The sequence below is a fragment of the Gilliamella sp. Choc4-2 genome, from assembly GCF_001690355.1.
GTDB lineage: Bacteria > Pseudomonadota > Gammaproteobacteria > Enterobacterales > Orbaceae > Gilliamella > Gilliamella apicola_A.
Map to the genome: position 1 here is coordinate 35994 of NZ_LZHG01000030.1, position 19831 is coordinate 55824.

At 33.7% G+C, this 19831-nt stretch carries 15 protein-coding genes and 1 pseudogene; 11 read left to right on the top strand and 5 right to left on the bottom strand.

Annotated elements, in window-relative coordinates; genetic code table 11:
- Window positions 1-559 precede the first annotated feature (559 nt).
- Window positions 560-2731, bottom strand: a pseudogene (locus A9G34_RS04180) (Tex family protein); the annotation flags it as partial.
- 44 nt (window positions 2732-2775) lie between these two features.
- On the opposite strand from A9G34_RS04180, the gene greB reads away from it, so the two are divergent.
- The 3 genes from greB to A9G34_RS04195 all read left to right on the top strand — a co-directional run bounded on the left by greB (window position 2776) and on the right by A9G34_RS04195 (window position 5102).
- Window positions 2776-3258, top strand: coding sequence for a transcription elongation factor GreB (gene greB / locus A9G34_RS04185; protein WP_034946589.1), 483 nt, complete (start codon window positions 2776-2778; stop codon window positions 3256-3258).
- A gap of 43 nt (window positions 3259-3301) precedes the next feature.
- Window positions 3302-3886: a hypothetical protein gene (locus A9G34_RS04190; protein WP_141670588.1), complete on the top strand. Its 585-nt coding sequence runs from the start codon at window positions 3302-3304 to the stop codon at window positions 3884-3886.
- A 94-nt stretch (window positions 3887-3980) separates the two neighbouring features.
- Window positions 3981-5102 (top strand): YcbX family protein, encoded by a 1122-nt coding sequence (locus A9G34_RS04195; RefSeq protein WP_065568966.1) that lies wholly within the window; start codon window positions 3981-3983, stop codon window positions 5100-5102.
- Window positions 5103-5749: 647 nt separating this feature from the next.
- On the opposite strand, the gene A9G34_RS04200 is transcribed toward A9G34_RS04195, so the two are convergent.
- Together A9G34_RS04200 and ilvC are read right to left on the bottom strand one after the other, a co-directional pair.
- Entirely contained in the window at window positions 5750-6325 is a 576-nt protein-coding gene (locus A9G34_RS04200) for a cell division protein ZapC (protein WP_051825289.1), read from the bottom strand.
- 293 nt (window positions 6326-6618) lie between these two features.
- Window positions 6619-8097, bottom strand: coding sequence for a ketol-acid reductoisomerase (ilvC, locus tag A9G34_RS04205; protein ID WP_065568967.1), 1479 nt, complete (start codon window positions 8095-8097; stop codon window positions 6619-6621).
- 178 nt (window positions 8098-8275) lie between these two features.
- On the opposite strand from ilvC, the gene A9G34_RS04210 reads away from it, so the two are divergent.
- The 7 genes from A9G34_RS04210 (at window position 8276) to ruvC (ending at window position 13578) form a co-directional block, all read left to right on the top strand.
- Complete coding sequence (locus A9G34_RS04210) at window positions 8276-8512, top strand: YhdT family protein (protein WP_065568968.1); 237 nt, start codon at window positions 8276-8278, stop codon at window positions 8510-8512.
- Window positions 8513-8518: 6 nt separating this feature from the next.
- On the top strand, window positions 8519-9970 hold the full coding sequence (gene panF, locus A9G34_RS04215) for a sodium/pantothenate symporter (protein ID WP_065568969.1): 1452 nt from the start codon (window positions 8519-8521) through the stop codon (window positions 9968-9970).
- Window positions 9945-10811: a 50S ribosomal protein L11 methyltransferase gene (gene prmA, locus A9G34_RS04220; protein ID WP_065568970.1), complete on the top strand. Its 867-nt coding sequence runs from the start codon at window positions 9945-9947 to the stop codon at window positions 10809-10811. Before panF ends, prmA begins: the two co-directional genes overlap by 26 nt.
- 37 nt (window positions 10812-10848) lie before the next feature.
- Window positions 10849-11856 carry a tRNA dihydrouridine synthase DusB gene (gene dusB, locus A9G34_RS04225; RefSeq protein WP_034946608.1) on the top strand — a complete coding sequence of 336 codons (1008 nt, stop codon included), beginning with the start codon at window positions 10849-10851 and terminating at the stop codon, window positions 11854-11856.
- A 7-nt stretch (window positions 11857-11863) separates the two neighbouring features.
- Entirely contained in the window at window positions 11864-12160 is a 297-nt protein-coding gene (gene fis / locus A9G34_RS04230) for a DNA-binding transcriptional regulator Fis (protein WP_025315996.1), read from the top strand.
- 189 nt (window positions 12161-12349) lie between these two features.
- Window positions 12350-13093, top strand: coding sequence for a YebC/PmpR family DNA-binding transcriptional regulator (locus A9G34_RS04235; RefSeq protein ID WP_034946615.1), 744 nt, complete (start codon window positions 12350-12352; stop codon window positions 13091-13093).
- On the top strand, window positions 13093-13578 hold the full coding sequence (ruvC, locus tag A9G34_RS04240; RefSeq protein WP_065568971.1) for a crossover junction endodeoxyribonuclease RuvC: 486 nt from the start codon (window positions 13093-13095) through the stop codon (window positions 13576-13578). Before A9G34_RS04235 ends, ruvC begins: the two co-directional genes overlap by 1 nt.
- 311 nt (window positions 13579-13889) lie before the next feature.
- On the opposite strand, the gene A9G34_RS04245 is transcribed toward ruvC, so the two are convergent.
- Both A9G34_RS04245 and A9G34_RS04250 read right to left on the bottom strand, forming a co-directional pair.
- On the bottom strand, window positions 13890-17096 hold the full coding sequence (locus tag A9G34_RS04245) for an efflux RND transporter permease subunit (protein WP_034946618.1): 3207 nt from the start codon (window positions 17094-17096) through the stop codon (window positions 13890-13892).
- A 19-nt stretch (window positions 17097-17115) separates the two neighbouring features.
- Window positions 17116-18312, bottom strand: coding sequence for an efflux RND transporter periplasmic adaptor subunit (locus tag A9G34_RS04250; protein ID WP_051825294.1), 1197 nt, complete (start codon window positions 18310-18312; stop codon window positions 17116-17118).
- Between the two features lie 409 nt (window positions 18313-18721).
- Between A9G34_RS04250 and zipA the strand changes: the two genes are divergently transcribed.
- Window positions 18722-19663: a cell division protein ZipA gene (gene zipA / locus A9G34_RS04255; protein ID WP_442902681.1), complete on the top strand. Its 942-nt coding sequence runs from the start codon at window positions 18722-18724 to the stop codon at window positions 19661-19663.
- Window positions 19664-19831 lie beyond the last annotated feature (168 nt).

The following is a 19831-nucleotide window of genomic DNA, read 5'->3' on the forward strand; positions in this document are numbered from 1 at the left end:
AAAATTTTTAAAAACTTTGATGAGTTCGTTTTAGTACAATATCACTAACAACAAATGATTACTTATTTTATTATTCAATACGTTTTAAAGATGGCTTAATAAAAAAGATTATTGGGACGTGAAAAAAGATAACTAATAAAACCGTATAAGTTGGTACAATTTTAATCATTTAAAATTATAAAAGCAAATATTTCATCAATAGATGATATCAATATCAAAGATATTTTTAAATAGAAGATTTGATTTAAATCAAATGAATATAAAATTAGATAGATAACTTAATCATACACATTCGTATAATATATCGACAAAAACATAAGTTTACTAAGTTGCTTTTCATCACTAATGTCTTTAACAAACGACCAATTTGAAATGATATTCCTATCATTAAGATTAAAAAGCCTAATGATAGGAATGTATTGGGCTATTTCCCTTTCTTAAAAGCAACAGCAAAGGCATTTCCCATTGTGCTGTTTGCTAAAGATGATGTGCGATTATTTTTGGTATTGGCAAAAGATTTATTATGGCCAAGCTTATCAACATTTGATTTTAATGTTGCAGGATCATCAAGTCGCATTGATAAAGCTATACGTTTACGCGCAATATCGACTTCAATAACTTTAACCTTAACAATATCACCTGCTTTTACTACCGTCCTTGGATCTTCTACAAATTTATCAGATAATGCCGATATATGAACTAAGCCATCTTGATGCACACCAATATCCACAAATGCACCAAAATTGGTTACATTCGTTACCGCACCTTCCATTATCATGCCAATCTTTAAATCTTCCATGGTTTCGATATTATCCGCAAATTGCGCCGTTTTGAACTCTGGTCTTGGATCTCGACCTGGCTTGTCCAACTCTTTGATAATATCTGTCACGGTTGGTACCCCAAAATGATCATCTACATAATCAATGGCTTTCAGTGATTTTAAGTAGTTTGAATCACCTAAAATGTCTTTTAATGATTTATGATTTTTTTCTAAAATTCGCTCTACTACAGGATAAGCTTCAGGGTGAACGGCTGATGCATCAAGCGGATTTTTACCATCCATAATCCTTAAAAAGCCAGCACATTGTTCAAATGCTTTAGGACCTAAGCGTGATACTTTTAATAACTGCTTACGATCGGTAAATTGCCCATTTTCATTACGCCAATCAACTATATTTTGGGCGATAACTTTATTGAGTCCAGCAATGCGCGCAAGTAGCATCATTGATGCGGTATTTAAGTTAACACCTACCGCATTAACACCATCTTCAACAACTGCATCAAGTTTTTTAGCTAGCTGAGTTTGGCTTACATCATGCTGATATTGACCTACTCCAATCGATTTAGGATCGATTTTAACTAGCTCTGCCAATGGATCTTGCAATCGCCTTGCAATGGATACCGCACCACGAATTGATACATCAAGATCTGGAAACTCTTGAGCTGCAAGTTCTGATGCAGAATATACTGATGCTCCCGCTTCACTTACAATTACTTTTTGTCCTTTTACTTCTGGGTATTTTTTTTGAACATCAAGATAAAAGCGTTCGGTTTCGCGTGATGCTGTTCCATTACCAATTGCTACTAGCTCTACCTGATATTTAATACAAAGTGTAGCAACAATCATAGCGGCTTTATCAGCTTGTCCTGTATGCGGATAGATAGTTTCGGTGGCAACTAATTTGCCGGTCGCATCAACAACCGCAATTTTAACTCCGGTTCTTAACCCTGGATCCATCCCCATGGTGACTTTCATACCTGCAGGTGCAGCCATCAACATGTCGTGTAAATTTGCAGCAAAAACATTAATTGCTTCTTCTTCGGCACGTTCACGTAAAGTGGTCATCAGTTCGGTTTCCATATGCATCAAAATTTTGATACGCCATACCCAATTAATGACTGCTTTACGCCACTTGTCAGCAGGCTGAGCGTTAAAATGAACGCCTAAATGTTCGATAATAATCTGTTCGCAATAGCTTTCTTTGGGCGCTTCTTCAAATTGTGGATCGGCATTTAATGAAAGCTGTAAAAAACCTTCATTGCGACCTCTAAACATTGCTAATGCACGATGAGAAGGCACTTTAGAAATAAGTTCACTTTGTGCAAAGTAGTCTCGAAATTTTGCGCCCTCTTCTTCTTTGCCACTTACCACTTGTGAAACCAAATGAGCGTTATTCCAAAGATAATGACGTATTTTAGCAAGCAGTGCTGCATCTTCGGCAAATCGTTCCATTAAAATATAGCGTGCGCCGTCTAAAGCTGATTTAGTATCAGCAATACCATTATTAACATTAAAATATTTTTCTGCTTCTTTTTCAGGATCAAGCGTCGGGTTTTGCCATAAGTCATCAGCTAATGGTTCAAGACCTGCTTCAATAGCTATTTGCCCACGAGTGCGTCGTTTAGGTTTATAAGGTAAATAAAGATCTTCAAGTTCGGTTTTGCTTAGTGTTTGTGTAATACTTTGGCTAAGCTCTGGAGTTAATTTACCCTGCTCTTCAATTGATTTTAAAATGGTTTGCTTGCGATCTTCCAGTTCGCGCAGATAACTTAAACGGCTGTCTAAAGCACGTAATTGGGTATCATCAAGTCCTCCTGTGACCTCTTTTCGATAACGAGCAATAAAAGGAACAGTGCTGCCTTCATCTAATAATTGGATCGCAGCTAAAACTTGTTCTGGTTTTACAGTCAGTTCATTCGCTATAATATGGCTTATTTGGTTATTTATCATGGTATCTCTGTATATTCTGTCAATTAACGGAATGTAATCTTATTATGCAAAAAGCTAATTATATAACAAGAGAGGGCTACTTGGCACTCGATCGCGAACTCAAATATTTATGGAGAGAAGAAAGACCTCGTGTCACACAAGCAGTTTCCGATGCAGCTGCACTTGGGGATCGCAGTGAAAATGCTGAATATATCTATGGAAAGCGAAGGTTACGTGAAATTGATAGGCGCATTCGTTTTTTAACTAAACGTTTAGAAATATTAACAATTGTGGATCCCGATCCTAGGCAAGAAGGCAAAGTGTTTTTTGGCGCTTGGGTTAAGCTAGAAGATGAATCAGGTGATTCACATATTTACCGTATTGTGGGTCCAGACGAATTTGATCCTAAGAAAAATTGGATTTCAATTAATAGCCCAGTTGCCAGAGCACTAATTGGTCATAAAGTTGATGATGAAATATCGGTCATTACACCAAATGGCAAAAATTATTTTTATATTTTAGAAATTCGCTATAAGCAATTAATATGATATATACTATTTTAATAGTTTATATAATTCATGAAATGAAGGAATGCAAAAAATAAACATGAGAAATAAAAGAGTTATCGTTGCACAATGTGTGCTTTTGATTATATTATTGATTATGGCAATTTCTTACTATTTAATTAATCCAAGTAAGGATGCTAATTCATCATTTTTAAAAAATGAGTTAATACTTGACTTTGATAGTGTTGAATTTGAAAAAATAATACCTTTTTTTAAAAGGCTTGATCAAGATAATTTTTCGTTAGAATCAAGCAACACATCTCAAAAAATAAGTATTCAAGATTGTAAATCAAAGCAAGTCTATCAATTTAATGGTTCAGGCTTGAAAAGCTTTAAATTTAAAAGCAAAACCCCCATCAATGGTGATTATTATCCAAGTTTTACAATCAATATATTAACATTTAGTTCGGTGTCTGAGGCCGATAAATATGAGAAAGTTATTCGAGATTCATTTTTATACAGCAGTACTATAGTTGAATGTAATGAGCTAAAAACACCTACAAAAGTCATTAGTAATGGGCATTTTGTTTTCTACTTTACAAACAGTTCTGAAATGTCTAAGCCATATACAGACAAATATGCAAAAGTTTTAAAGGAACTTCCTATGTAACACTTAATTAGCCATAAGTGTACAGCTTACTATTCATAACTTAGGGTTTATTAATTTTAAAATTATAATAACGTTTATTATTTATTGGTACATTATGATCTCTGTCAATCAATTATATATTTATCCAATTAAATCGCTTCAAGGAATATCACTTAAAAAAAACAAAATGGTTGACGGTGGTTTTGAATACGATCGTGTATTGATGATTAGCGAACCTGATGGAACATTTATTACAGCAAGACAATATCCTGAGCTTTTAAAACTGAAAACTTCAGTGATGAATAATAATATTGACGTTTCTATTTCTTCTCAAAAAGCGATTACGATTAATTTTGACGAATTTTCAAAAAACAATGAACCAACTGAAGTTTGGGGCAATCATTTTACATCTCAAATCGCTTCAATCAGAGTTAATCAATTTTTTAGTCAATTTCTACGAAAAGATGTTCAAATACGTTGGGTTGGCAATAACCTAACAAGACGAATTAAACGATATCCACAAATACCAATTAGTTTTGCCGATCGCTATCCTTATTTATTATTGAATGAAGCATCATTTAATTATTTACAACAAAAGTGCCCTATAAAACTCGATATTCGGCAATTTCGTAGCAATATTATTGTAAAAGGCGCCTTGCCTTTCGCTGAAGATGCTTGGAAGACAATTAAAATTGGTAATGTTATATTTGATATCGTCAAACCTTGCAATCGCTGTATGCTAACCACATTAAATTTTAATTCAGCTAAACCATTAGCTAATAATGAACCTCTCAATACACTGCGCTATTTTCGAGCTGATGAACAAGGTAAAATTGATTTTGGTATGAATATGATCGCTCGAAATAATGGTTCAATTTCAGTTAATGATCCAATAGAAATATTAGAACGACAGCCAGCCAAAAATTATATAAAAAATTTCCCAACAGAAACAATAAATGAAACACAACCATGCATCATTACATTCGAAGGTAGATCATTCAAAGGGAATAATAAACAAACTATTTTAGAGCAGTTAGAACATCACAAAATAGCATTACCCTATTCATGTCGTTCCGGTGTATGTGGTCGATGTTTAATAAAGTTGAAAGAAGGAAAAATAAGCACATTAAAACAATCAGCTGAGAAACGAAATAATCATATTTTAGCTTGCAGCTGTTTACCTAATGGCAATATCGAAATTGGGCTAATAAAAAAAGTAGCCAATAAAAACAGTTAGCTCAACGTAATTTGAAGATAAAAACGATCATTATTTATAAACAAACTAGTATTATTCAATTTAATTAGTTTATAACTAATTGATAACAATTTTGGTAGCCATTATTTATAATAAATTAAAAAAGTGCTAGGAATGTGATATTTTTATATTTTCAGGAAAGCCTTTATTTTATTTTGTATCAACATATTAATAATTGATTTTAATCTCTAACGAAACAAAATTATAAAGTTAAATTGGTATCATGACAGTTAGCGGTAATTATTGATGTGCCATCAACTGATTTTCTATCTAAATCAATATAATTTTTATTATTTATATAAATAGAATTCAAACGTACTGATTGTAATTAAAGACAGCATTGATCATGTAAGTATTATTTGGCTTACCATTATGCATCTCAAAGTCAATTTTATTAATCACTAGACAAATACACTGTTAGAGCTTGTGTCTTTCAAATCTTTAATATTCTTTGTTTCGCTCTATTAACAACAGTATTACTATCTAAACTTTCAGTAGTATTCATATTTTAATTTAGCGTATTTAATTATATGTACATTAAATATGTATACTACTTAGAAAAACCGAATTTAAAGTTTTTAATTAAGTTTATAGCTGATTTTCCAAAAGAAGTAATGAAATTGAATTGTTTAAGAAATGGCTTCTAACTCAACTTGTTCTAAAGATGAGATTTCTTTATCGATTAAGTTTTGCTGTAATGGTGCTAATCTATCATTCATCACTTTAATTACTTCAGAAAAATAAAAAGTTTTATTCATGACCATAAAGGTAGGCTGAGCAATAACACAAAGGGAAGCCTTTTCGCCAGCCTCAACCACCATTAAATAAACTTTTTTTCCACCATCTTGTATATTAACTTTAACAATATCCGCTGTTTTTGGTGTATATAACATAGGCTGTTGAGAGAAATACCAACTCTTTGGCATCTGTGGTTTTATAAAATTAGCAGCAATAATGGCATTAATCGATAACTCTATTTTTTGTGATTCTGTTAAGTTTAAAAACTGGCAACTATCATAAAATTGATAATATGCTGTTGCATCACTGACAGAAAAAGGAAATTCTCGAAAAACATCAGGAATCAACATTTTACTTGAATAACAACACCGGAATAACATATCGTTTGAAACTTCAAGCATCAGACTATCGTACTGATTATCAAAATACCAACGCCAACAATCTGTTGGTCTGAAAGTCATTTTCATTGATATGTCATCCTCTTCAGTTGAACTAATTATAGGCGAAAAGATAACATAATATAGATAAAAAATAAATAAAATTTAAAATAAACTTTATTTAATTAATTAATTTTTAAAAAATTTAATAACAATTAACTAAGATCAAGAAGATCTAAGTTAGATCTTTTTTTTAATTATTAGATCTTTTTTAATCATGGCACAATTCATATCAAAAATTAGCAATCAACTCTTTTTTAAAAATAATAAATATAAAAAAAGTGCAATTAAGCACTTTTTAACATGGTAAAATCGATGAATAATTAATTGGCTACATTAATTCTTTTCATATCAATCATATAACTACGAAGTTTACGTCCTATGATCTCAATTGGATGATGACGGATCTGTTCGTTAACATCACGTAATAGTGCATTATCAACGCTACCTTCAGGGATTGCTTTACCAAGATCACCAGGTTGTAACATTGGCATAAATTTTTCTTTTAATAATGGTATTGCTGCATTGGCAAATAAATAGTTACCATATTCAGCAGTATCAGAAATTACTACATTCATTTCATATAAACGTTTACGTGCAATGGTGTTAGCAATTAATGGTAACTCGTGTAGTGATTCATAATAGGCAGATTCAGGTAAAATGCCAGATTCAAGCATGGTTTCGAACGCAAGTTCAACACCTGCTTTAACCATTGCAACCATAACAACGCCTTGATCAAAATAAGCTTGTTCATCAATTTTACCTTGATAGTCAGCAGCTTTTTCAAAAGCGGTTTCACCTGTTTCTTTACGCCATTTAAGTAGGTTCGCATCATCATTTGCCCAATCTTTCATCATAGTAGATGAAAACTCTCCTGAAATAATATTATCCATATGTTTACGATAAAGATCTGTCATGATCGCTTTTAATTTTTTTGCTAAAGCATTCGCGCGCAGTTTAGCTGGATTAGATAGACGATCCATCATTAAAGTAATCCCGCCTTGTTTTAGCGCTTCTGTGATCGTTTCCCAACCAAATTGGAGTAATTTACATGCATAAGCAGGATCAACACCATCTGCCACTAGCTTATCAAAACAAAGTAATGATCCTGTTTGTAGCATACCACAAAGAATTGTTTGTTCGCCCATTAAATCAGACTTTACTTCGGCAACAAATGACGATTGTAAAACACCTGCTCGATGTCCACCAGTTGCGGCAGCCCATGCTTTAGCAATCGCTAGCCCCTCTTCTTTTGGATCATTTTCTGGGTGAACTGCGATCAGAGTCGGTACCCCAAAACCACGTTTATATTCTTCACGAACTTCAGTGCCAGGGCATTTAGGGGCTACCATCACAACTGTAATATCAGAACGAATCTTTTCTCCTACTTCAACAATATTAAATCCGTGAGAATAGCCAAGCGCAGAGCCTTTTTTCATTAACGGCTGAATAGCTTGAACAACGGCAGAATGTTGTTTGTCAGGAGTCAAATTGATAACAAGATCTGCTGTTGGAATTAATTCTTCATAACTTCCTACTTTAAAACCATTTTCAGTTGCTTTCTTCCATGATGGACGTTTTTCAGCAATAGCCTCTTTACGTAATGCATAAGATATATTTAAACCTGAATCTCGCATATTAAGACCTTGGTTAAGACCTTGTGCTCCACAACCAATAATTACAATTTTTTTACCTTTTAAAAAATCAGATTCTGATGTAAATTCATCACGTTTCATAAAACGGCATTGCCCTAGCTGTTCTAATTTTTCTCGTAAATTTAGGGTATTAAAATAGTTTGACATAACGCTCTCCATGATTTGAGTTGTTAAAAATTAGTTAACTGGCACTATATATCAATTTTATTATTGCTAAAATTGATATATTTAAAATATTACATTGCATAAATTGCAATATACTTGCCAAATAATATACTTTCTTTTACTCTAAGCCACCTTTCATCTATTAACTATTTTTTACAATATGGATACACGATATAAGCAAGCAAATAAAGAAGCGATTTTATCTTTATTAGTTACAGTAATTTATTTGATTGCATGGGTTGTCACTGCTTATAATATTGGCAATGAATCTGGCATTTTAGGTTTTCCCATGTGGTTCGAACTTTCTTGTATTATGTCTCCTTTGAGTTTTATTTTGCTATGCTGGGGGATTGTAAAATTTCAGTTCAAAAATATTTCTTTAGAACAAACTAAGTGATTAATGATGAATACCGACATTATTTTACCGATTTATATTTATCTCATTTTTGTGTTTGCTTTATCTATTTATGCTTATGTAAAACGAAAAAAAGTAAATCAATTTACCGATTATTTTATCGGTAATAGAACTATGGGAGGCTTTTTACTCGCAATGACCCTAGCAGCAACTTATATTAGTGCTAGCTCATTTATTGGCGGCCCAGGAGCAGCTTATAAATATGGATTAGGTTGGGTATTATTATCTATGATTCAAGTTCCTACTGTTTTGCTTTCACTTGGTATTTTAGGAAAAAAATTTGCTATTTTAGCACGTAAATATAATGCTATAACGTTAAGTGATATGCTTTATGCTCATTATAAAAATAAGATGATTGTCTGGTTTGCCAGTATTGCTCTTGTCGTTGCTTTTATTGGCGCTATGACGGTTCAGTTTGTCGGTGGAGCCCGTTTATTGCAATCTTCTGTTGGCATACCTTATCGCGTTGGATTATTAATTTTCGGCATTGGTACTGTCATTTATACCGCATTTGGTGGATTTAGAGCGAGTATTTTAAATGATGCTTTCCAAGGTTTAGTGATGATCATCGGCTCAATTTTGCTATTAACTGCAATTATTTATGCTGGTGGTGGGATTACCACAATTATTGATCGTTTAAAAGAAATTGATCCTGCTTTGTTAACTCCACAAGGTCCTAACGATTTCATGGATTTCCCTTTTATGGCATCATTTTGGGTATTAGTTTGTTTTGGTGTTGTAGGTTTACCACATACGGCTGTGCGTTGTATGGCTTACAAAAACAGTAAAGCTGTACATCAAGGTATCATCATTGGAACTATCGTAGTGACCATCATTATGTTAACTATGCACTTATCGGGTGCTCTTGGGAGAGCAATTATTGATGATTTAACCGTTCCAGATCTAATTATACCTACATTAATTATCCATGTATTACCTCCATTAGCAGCAGGTATTTTTTTAGCTGCGCCATTAGCTGCAATCATGTCGACAATCAATGCTCAATTATTACAAGTTTCATCTGTTATTATTAAAGATCTTTATTTAAGTATAAAGCCTAATACAAAATATAGTGACAAAATGTTAACCCGTATATCTATTAGTATTACTTTTATTTTTGGTGGATTACTCATATTAGCAGCCAAAAATCCACCAGATATGATTATTTGGTTAAATTTACTTGCGTTCGGTGGTTTAGAAGCGGTATTTTTATGGCCATTAATTCTTGGGCTTTATTGGAAAAATGCCAATGCAACTGGTGCATTTTGCTCAATGTTTGCTGGTGCTACGAGTTATGCTTTATTGGCTGCTTATAATATTAAAATTTATTCTTTCCATCCAATAGTTCCATCGTTAATTATTGGATTGGTTGTTTTCATTATTGCCAATATGTTTGGTAACACAGGAAAAAATTATGCCTTGGATTCAACTCAGAATTAATACTACTAGTGATCTTGCCGAACAAATTAGTGAACAATTAGAAGAATCAGGTGCATTATCAGTTACCTTTGAAGATACTTATGATACGCCTGTTTTTGAACCGTTACCTGGTGAAACAAAACTTTGGGGAAATACTGACGTTATCGGTCTGTATGATGATCAAATTGATTTGGATGAATTAAAAGTCATATTAGATCTTGAACAATATTCTTATAAAATTGAGCGATTAGAAGATAAAAATTGGGAACGTGAATGGATGGACAATTTCCATCCTATGCAATTTGGTAAACGCTTATGGATTTGTCCTAGCTGGCAAGAAGTTCCCGATCCTAAAGCCGTTAACGTTATGCTAGACCCTGGTTTAGCTTTTGGGACAGGCACACATCCAACCACTGCCTTATGCTTAACTTGGCTAGATAGCTTAAATTTAAAAGACAAATTAGTTATAGATTATGGCTGTGGCTCAGGCATTTTAGCTATCGCAGCTTTAAAACTTGGCGCAAAACGTGTAATTGGTATTGATATTGATCCACAAGCAATTCAAGCGAGCCGTGATAATGCAGCTCGTAACAATGTTAGCAATAAATTAGAACTTTATTTAACTAAAGATATTCCTGATGCTTTACAAGCAGATGTCATTGTTGCAAATATCTTAGCTGGTCCATTAAAAGAACTTGAACCAAATATAAATAAACTTGTTAAACCATCCGGATTATTAGGTTTATCTGGGATACTTACAACCCAATCACATAGTGTTTGCACTGCTTATCGATCTCATTTTGAGCTTGATCCTGTTATTGAACAGGAAGAATGGTGTCGCATCACTGGTAAAAAAAAGTGAAAAATTGACGTTTTTCCCCTTTTAAGTTCGAGAAAAAATGCGTAATATAGCCAACTTAAATTTGCTAAATATTGGTAAGGTCACATTAAGAAATAACTTAATTGCCGCACCAATGGCTGGAATCAGTGACAAACCGTTTCGAAATTTATGCTACCGGTTTGGAGCAGGCATGACAATATCAGAAATGTTTTTGGCAAATTCAGATGTATGGCATACTGATAAATCAGCATTAAGAATTATCTCAGCTGATGATAAAGGTATACGTGCAGTACAACTTGTCGGATCCGATCCTGATGAGATGGCCAAAGCAGCTGAGTTTAATGTCAAACACGGTGCCCAATTGATTGATATCAATATGGGATGCCCAGCTAAAAAAGTTAATAAAAAACTAGCCGGTTCTGTATTAATGCAGTATCCAGAACTGATTAAAACCATTTTGCAAAAAGTTGTTGGCGCAGTTGATGTGCCTGTAACATTGAAAATGCGGACTGGATGGGATAAAAATCATAGAAATTGCATTGAAATCGCACAAATTGCGCAGGATTGTGGAGTAAAGGCTATTACTATTCATGGGCGCACTCGTGATTGCTTTTTCAATGGTGTAGCAGAATATGAATCAATAAAAGCAGTGAAAGAAAATGTTACAATTCCAGTAATTGCTAATGGTGATATTTGTACACCTAAACAAGCAAAAGATGTTTTTCAATATACGCAAGCTGATGCTATAATGGTCGGCCGAGCGGCACAAGGGCGACCTTGGATATTTGAAGAAATTGCATTCTATTTAACACATGGAAAGTTACAAAAAGAAAAAACGATTGATGAAGTGGAACAAGTAGTGCTTATGCACCTTGATGACCTTTATCAGTTTTATGGAGAATACAAAGGATTACGGATTGCTAGAAAGCATGTCAATTGGTATACCAAGAACTATGCTGATAGCGATCAATTTAGGCGCTTATTTAGTGTACTCAACAATACAAGTGAGCAAGTAAAAACACTAAAAGCATTTTTTAGTCAAATTAGATACAAACAAAAGAGTTAAGAATACTATGTCAGAACAACGCGTTACAGCTGCAGCACTTAAATTTACAACTGTAAACTCACAAGACCAAATAACACAAAAACCTTTGCGAGATTCTGTAAAGCAAGCATTAAAAAACTATTTATCACAATTAAATGGCGAAGATCCTAATGACTTATATGAATTAGTGTTAGCTGAAGTTGAACACCCATTCCTTGATATGGTTATGCAATATACACGTGGAAATCAAACTCGAGCAGCAAACATGCTAGGTATTAATCGTGGCACCTTACGCAAAAAATTAAAACAATATGGGATGAGTTAATCAATACTTATTGGCATGTTGTACATGATTGAAAAGCGTCTAATCTATTAGGCGCTTTTTTTATTAGTTAATTTTTAAAAAATTTGTCAGATTTGAGAAGTAAAATCAATAGACATATTGATAATGAAGTTTTACTAAAAGTTTGTTAAAATGTGACGATTTTTTAAATTTTTTAATCTGGAGAATTTTATGGCAGGTCATAGTAAATGGGCCAATACCAAGCACCGCAAAGCAGCGCAAGATGCAAAACGCGGTAAAATCTTTACCAAAATTATTCGTGAGCTGGTGACGGCAGCAAAAATAGGTGGTGGCGATCCAGCGTCAAATCCTCGTTTACGTGCAGCAATGGACAAAGCATTATCAAATAATATGACTCGTGACACCATGAATCGTGCAGTGGCTCGTGGAGTCGGAGGTGAGGATGATACTAATATGGAAACGATTATTTACGAAGGCTATGGTCCAGCTGGCACAGCAGTCATGGTTGAGTGTTTAAGTGATAATCGTAATCGGACAGTCTCAGAAGTACGACACGCCTTCACCAAAGCTGGAGGAAATTTAGGTACTGATGGTTCTGTTTCTTATTTATTTACCAAAAAAGGCGTTATTTCCTATCCAACTGGTACTGATGAAGATAAAGTGATGGATGCCGCACTTGAAGCTGGTGCAGATGATGTAATAACTTATGATGATGGTGCAATTGATGTATTTACGACACCTGAATCATTTGGTGAAATAAAAGATGTGCTTGATGCAGCAGGATTAGTGGCTGAATCAGCAGAAGTATCAATGATTCCAGCAACGAAAGTAGATCTTGATATTGAATCGGCACCAAAATTACTACGTCTTATCGATATGCTTGAAGATTGTGATGATGTCCAAGAAGTTTACCATAATGGTGAAGTTTCGGAAGAAGTTGCAGCAACACTTTAATGGCCATTATTTTAGGCATTGATCCTGGCTCTCGTTTGACGGGTTACGGTGTAATTCGTCAAACTGGGCGACAATTAACTTATCTTGGTAGTGGATGTATTCGTACTGCTGTAGATGACCTTCCTACACGTTTAAAGCGTATATATGCAGGTGTTAGTGAAATTATCTTCCAATTTCAACCCGATATATTTGCTATTGAACAAGTTTTTATGGCTCGTAATGCCGATTCAGCTTTAAAATTAGGACAAGCAAGAGGTTCAGCGATTGTTGCAGCTGTTAACAAAGACTTACCGGTCTTTGAATATGCTGCACGATTGGTTAAACAAAGTGTTGTAGGAACAGGCGCAGCAGATAAAAAGCAGGTTCAGCATATGGTGAAATTACTATTAAAACTACCAGCCTCCCCCCAAGCTGATGCAGCAGATGCTTTAGCAATAGCAATAACGCATGCTCATATGATACAACATTCAGTAAAATCTTATTAGTAAATTCAAGTTAACTACTTCTACATAATTAATACTAACTTAGTGTTAATTATGATTTACGTTTATCCTCTTTTAAAACAATTCCAATAAGTCTATTTTAATTGATACACGAGATTCCAATACACATAACAAAATCATTCAATCGTATTAATTAATAATATCTTGTTTTAAAAAACTAATTTATCAAAAAAATGCACCAAATAAATTGGTGCATTTTTTAGCTTAAGCTAATACTAGTATCAAATTAGGTCTCATATTTCTTAACTTTATAATGGCTAAAATAAACTAGCTATACTAATTAAATCAATGAGCTAATCTTTAGATTTAGTTCTCTCTGTCGGTAAAACGACTTTATTTTTATGCTTTGTAAACACTTTTGTTACAAACAAAAAGAACAATGGAACATAAAATATTGCTAAAAAGGTTGCTGTTAACATACCACCAATTACACCAGTACCTACTGCATTTTGACTTGCAGATCCCGCACCACTATTTAATGCTAGAGGTAGTACCCCTAAAATAAAAGCAAATGAAGTCATTAAAATCGGACGCAAACGAAGCCGACAAGCTTCAAGGGTGGCATCCATTAATGATTTACCCTCTTTTTCAAGAGCATCTTTGGCAAATTCAACAATTAAGATAGCATTCTTTGCTGATAGCCCCATTGTTGTTAATAACCCCACGATAAAATAAATGTCGTTATCCAGTCCTCTAAACATAGTTGCAAACACAGTCCCTAAGATACCTAAAGGGATAACAAATAAGATCGAAATTGGTACACTCCAACTTTCATATAAAGCTGCTAACGACAAGAACACCACTATAATAGAAATAATATAAAGTGTTGTTGTCTGTGAACCAGTTTGACGTTCTTGATAAGAAATATCTGTCCAATCAAAAGTAAACCCTTTCGGTAAATGTTTAGATAACTCTTCCATCACAGCCATTGCTTGACCAGAACTCAAACCAGGAGCGGCAGATCCACTAATACCCATAGCAGCGACACCATCGTAACGGACTAATGATGGTGAACCATAGCTTTTAGATGTAGTTGCAAAAGCATCATACGGCACCATCTGACCATTTTTGTTTTTTACATGCCAATGACTAAAATCATCAGGCAACATACGATATGGTGCATCAGATTGTAAATATACTTTCTTAACTCGGTTATTATAAACAAAGTCATCAATATAAGCAGAACCTAAGGCTGTTGATAATACATTATTAACGCTACTTACCGAAATGCCAAGAGCTTGTGCCGTTTCAAAATCAACATTAATTTTATATTGTGGAACATCTAACATACTTGCAGGACGTACTTGTTGTAAATCAGGATGTTTTGAAGCTTCACCTAGAATTTGGAAAAATGCGCCGACTAATGCATCATGCCCTAATCCAGCAGAATCTTTTAACATGTAAGAAAAACCGTTTGCCATACCCAATGAAGGCACTGCAGGCAAATTGGTCACAATGACTCGTCCTTCCGTTATAGTAGAAGCATAACCCATACCACTTCTTGCTAAGGCATCCACCTTTTGATCTGCACGTTTACGTATATCCCAATCTTTTAATCGTATAAAACCAAGCCCCATGTTTTGCCCACGTCCAACCATACTAAAACCAGCTACAGTAAACACTTCCTTCACTGAATCAGCTTTTTTCTCCATATAGAATTTTGTGGTTTTATCTAATACAGACATGGTTTGTTCTAATGTCGATCCAGGAGGCAATTCTACCAAAACAATAAGAACCCCTTGATCTTCATTAGGTAAAAATCCTGTTGGTAAACGATTAAATCCAAATACTAATCCTACAATGATCAACACATAGCAAACAAAAGCAATTAGAGGATAACGAATTACTTTTATTACACCTTTTTCATAGGCACGTAAACTTTTATCATAAAAGTGATTGAACCAATCAAAAAATATTTTTGTCCATTTAGAACACCAACTAAATGGAGGTACATTTTCTAAATTTTCAACAAATGAAGTCTTATTAGATTTATTTTTAGAAGGTGCTTTCAATATTTGAGCACAAAGAGCAGGCGTTAATACAATTGCCATAATAACTGACAATCCCATCGCCGTTACAATAGTAATAGAAAATTGACGATAAATTCCTCCGGCAGCACCACCATAAAATGCCATTGGTACAAAAACGGCAGACAGAACAACGGCTATCCCTACTAACGCAGATGTTATCTGCTCCATTGATTTAACTGTTGCAGCATAAGGTGATAAACCTTCATCATGCATAATACGCTCAACGTTTTCAATAACGACTATTGCATCATCGACCAGAAGACCAATCGCCAGCACCATAGCAAACATCGATAATGTATTGATGGTAAACCCACAAATATACAAAATGGCGAACGTCCCTAATAGTACAACAGGAACCGTAATTGTTGGTATAAGTGTTGAACGAAGATTCTGCAAAAACACATACATAACGATAACAACCAAAATAATTGCTTCGATAAGTGTGTGTATTACATTGTTAATGGAAAGTTTAACAAATGGTGTAGTATCGTATGGATAAGCAAACTTAATATCCTCAGGAAAGATTTGAGACAACTCTTTAATCTTCTTATCTACCTGTTCAGAAGTATCTAATTGGTTAGCGCCAGTTGCTAAATATATCCCAAGACCTGCTGATGCCTTACCATCATAACGAGAGATAAAACTATAATCAGCAGCGCCTATTTCAACTTTTGCCACATCTTTTAATAAGATGTTAGAACCATCCGTATTAACACGAAGTAAAATATTTTGGAATTGCTCAGGTGTTTTTAAACGTGATTGGGCAGTAATAGTAGCATTTAATTGTTGACCATCAATTACCGGTAATGCACCTAGTTGTCCTGCAGTTACTTGAGCATTTTGAGATTGAATAGCAGCAGTAATTTCTTCAATAGATAAATTAAAATAAGTTAATTTATTAGGATCAAGCCAAATACGCATCGCATATTCTGAGCCGAATAACTGTGTATCACCAACACCTTGCACACGTCGAATTGGATCTTGTACCGTTGAGTAAACAAAGTCAGCAATATCTGCTTGTGTTTTTAATGGGTTAGTCGAATAGAAACCAATAACTTTTAAAAAGTTAGTATTATTTTTAGCTACTGAAACACCATTTTTTTGTACACTTTCAGGTAAACGAGATTTTATACTCTCTACTTTATTTAATACTTGTACTTGCGCAAAATCTGGACTCGTACCTGGTGAGAAGGTTAACGTTGTTTGAACCACACCTTGTGCACTACTGGTTGATTTCATGTATATTAAATTATCAAGTCCAGTTAAATTCTGTTCTATCAGCTGGGTAACAGTATTCTCGATTGTTTGAGCATCCGCACCTGGATAGCTTGCGGTAACAGTGACTGCTGGTGGAGCGATATCTGGATATTGTTCGACAGCTAAAAGCTTTATACATAAAGCACCGCCGAGCATCATCATGATAGCGATTACCCATGCAAAAACAGGTCTATCAATAAAAAACTTAGCCATAATTAAATCTACCCCTGCTTTATTTCACACTGTTTTTGATGATACTATCTAACTGCTCTTGAGTAAGCATTGCTGGTTCACCAACTATTTTACCTTTCATTGGTTTACCCATCTCAACTCCAGTTAAATTAAGTAATCCAGTTGTAATAACTTGTTCACCAATATCAATACCTTTAGTTATAATCCAATATCCGTTAATCCCCGTATAAACTTGTATATTTTGGCGATATTCAATCGTGTTATCAGGTTTTAAAATTTTAGCGGTATATTGCCCAAGTTTATTACTCGTAATACCTTGTTGAGGAACTATAACTGCATTTTTAATATAACCAAGAGTCATTTGCGGTTTAACAAACATACCAGGGAGAATTTTACCTTCAGTATTAGGGAATTGAGAACGTAAAGTTACAGTACCAGTTGTTTCATTAACTGTCATATCGGAAAATTTAATATTACCAGAATAAGCGTATTTTGAACCATCACTAAAATAGAGTTCAACATTGTTTTCTTTAGCCGGCTCATAAATGACATTTTGATCTTGTAGATATTTGTTATAACGTGTCGCAGCCTCTGTCATATCCACATAAATTGGATCAAGTTGTTGAACTAAGGCTAATGCAGTTGATTGACCTGCTGAAACCAAAGCCCCTTCAGTAACACTTGATTTACCAATATAACCATTAATTGGTGAATACACTTTAGTATAATCTAAATTTACTTTTGCGGTATGCTCAGCTGCTTGCGCAACAAGCACTTTAGCTTCAGCCTGTTTAGCATCTGCTGCAGCTTTATCATAATCTTGTTGACTGATGGATTTGGTATTCAGTAGACCTGCGTAACGTTTTAAAGTCAGTTGCGCAATACTTGCATTAGCTTTAGCACTAGCAACACTGGCAACAGCACTATCGTAATTAGCTTGATAAATGGCAGGGTCGATTTGATAAAGTGATTGACCAGCTTTCACATTCGAACTTTCATCGAATTCACGTTTTAAAACAATTCCACCGACCTGAGGTCTAATTTCAGCAATTTGAGATGCAACAACTCGACCTGGTAATCCAATTTTTAAAGTATAAGTTAATGGTTCCACTTTAAATACGGTTACTTTCGGCGTTTGATTACTACCATTTTGTGATTGCGTATTATCACAACTTGTTAATAAAAATAAGCTGGTTAGTGCCACTGGCACAGTTAATAGTAGCTTGTTAAATCTCATATAAAAATGACCTCAGTAACTTAATTGTTATTTTTAAGACAATGAATCTTATTTAAAAGTAACGGATGATTTTACAAAAAACAGGCATAAATTGTAAATATCTTTACGAGTTAATAGCACAGAGTTCTAAAAAATAAATTTATAGAGTTCCTATAAAAAATTTGTATTGATAAATAGGATTCTTCTTGGAAATAAAGTATTATATTTCGGTTGATTTGAGGTGCAAAAAGTATCTTATATAAAATGATAATGGTATAATACAACGCATCTATGTACTGTTATCCAATAAAAAATTATTTAATTTACAAATAAATGATTAAAATTTTGCATTGTTTTACGCCGTAATCATTTTTATTCAAAATATTATTGAATAAGATGAGTCGATATTAATTTAAATTCTGAGATGGTTATTATGGATAATTTACGTATTGTTCTAATTGTTATTGCATCCTTGGTCATAATTGCATTATTGATACATGGATTTTGGATTAATAAAAAAGAACGTTCTTCTCTCTTTGATTCTGATAAGAAAAACAAAGTTATACCCAATACTCAACAGCAAGAGAATCTTTATATCAATGAAGCTGAAGAAGATGATGTGGTATTAATCAAAACAAAAAATACAATTAATATTGAAAAAACATCTAAAGAAGTTGAAAAAGAACCTATTCCACAACAAGAAGATCTCTTTACTAATAATAATGATACTAAAACAGAATTTACTTCTGATCCTGTAATCAGCGTTCATAGTGATCTTTTCGACAAGGAACCAGTTGCTAATCCACCACAAACAAGGTGTAGTGAAAAAGCTGAATCTAATAAAAATGTTAAAAATGAAGTCAATAAAAACCAGCCTAATAAAGAAACGGCAAAAACAGACTTATCTATAAAAAATAATACATCTGAAAAATTAAATCTAAATCCTGAAGAAAGTAAAACTGAAATTATTGTTTTAAATGTCACAGGTATAAATGGCAAATTGTTACAAGGTGATGTGTTGTTAGCTAGTATTATGCAATCAGGTTTTCAATTTGGTGATATGAGAATTTTTCATCGCCATGTTGATCCAGCCGGAAACGGTCCTGTTTTGTTTAGTTTAGCGAATATGATTAATCCTGGGCATTTAGATCCTGAAACAATGCACGAATTTACAACCCCTGGTGTATCAATTTTTATGATTGCGCCAACTCAAGGTAACAATCAACAAAACTTTAAATTAATGTTACAAACAGCACAACGTATTGCTGATGATGTGGACGGTGTAGTATTGGATGATAAACAACATATGTTAACCCCACAAAAAATTGATAGCTATAAAGAACGTATTAAAAAAGCTTGTAACGAAATTTAAACAACAATATTTTAACAAATCTCTTAACACTATTGCCACCAACTTATGTTGTTGGCAATAGTCTGCATGTTGTACAACTTGTAAATAAAATTTAAATATTTTTTAAAAAATAACATCTAATAAAGCTAACGCGATATGTGTGTAATGATATTTCCTATATCACATTTT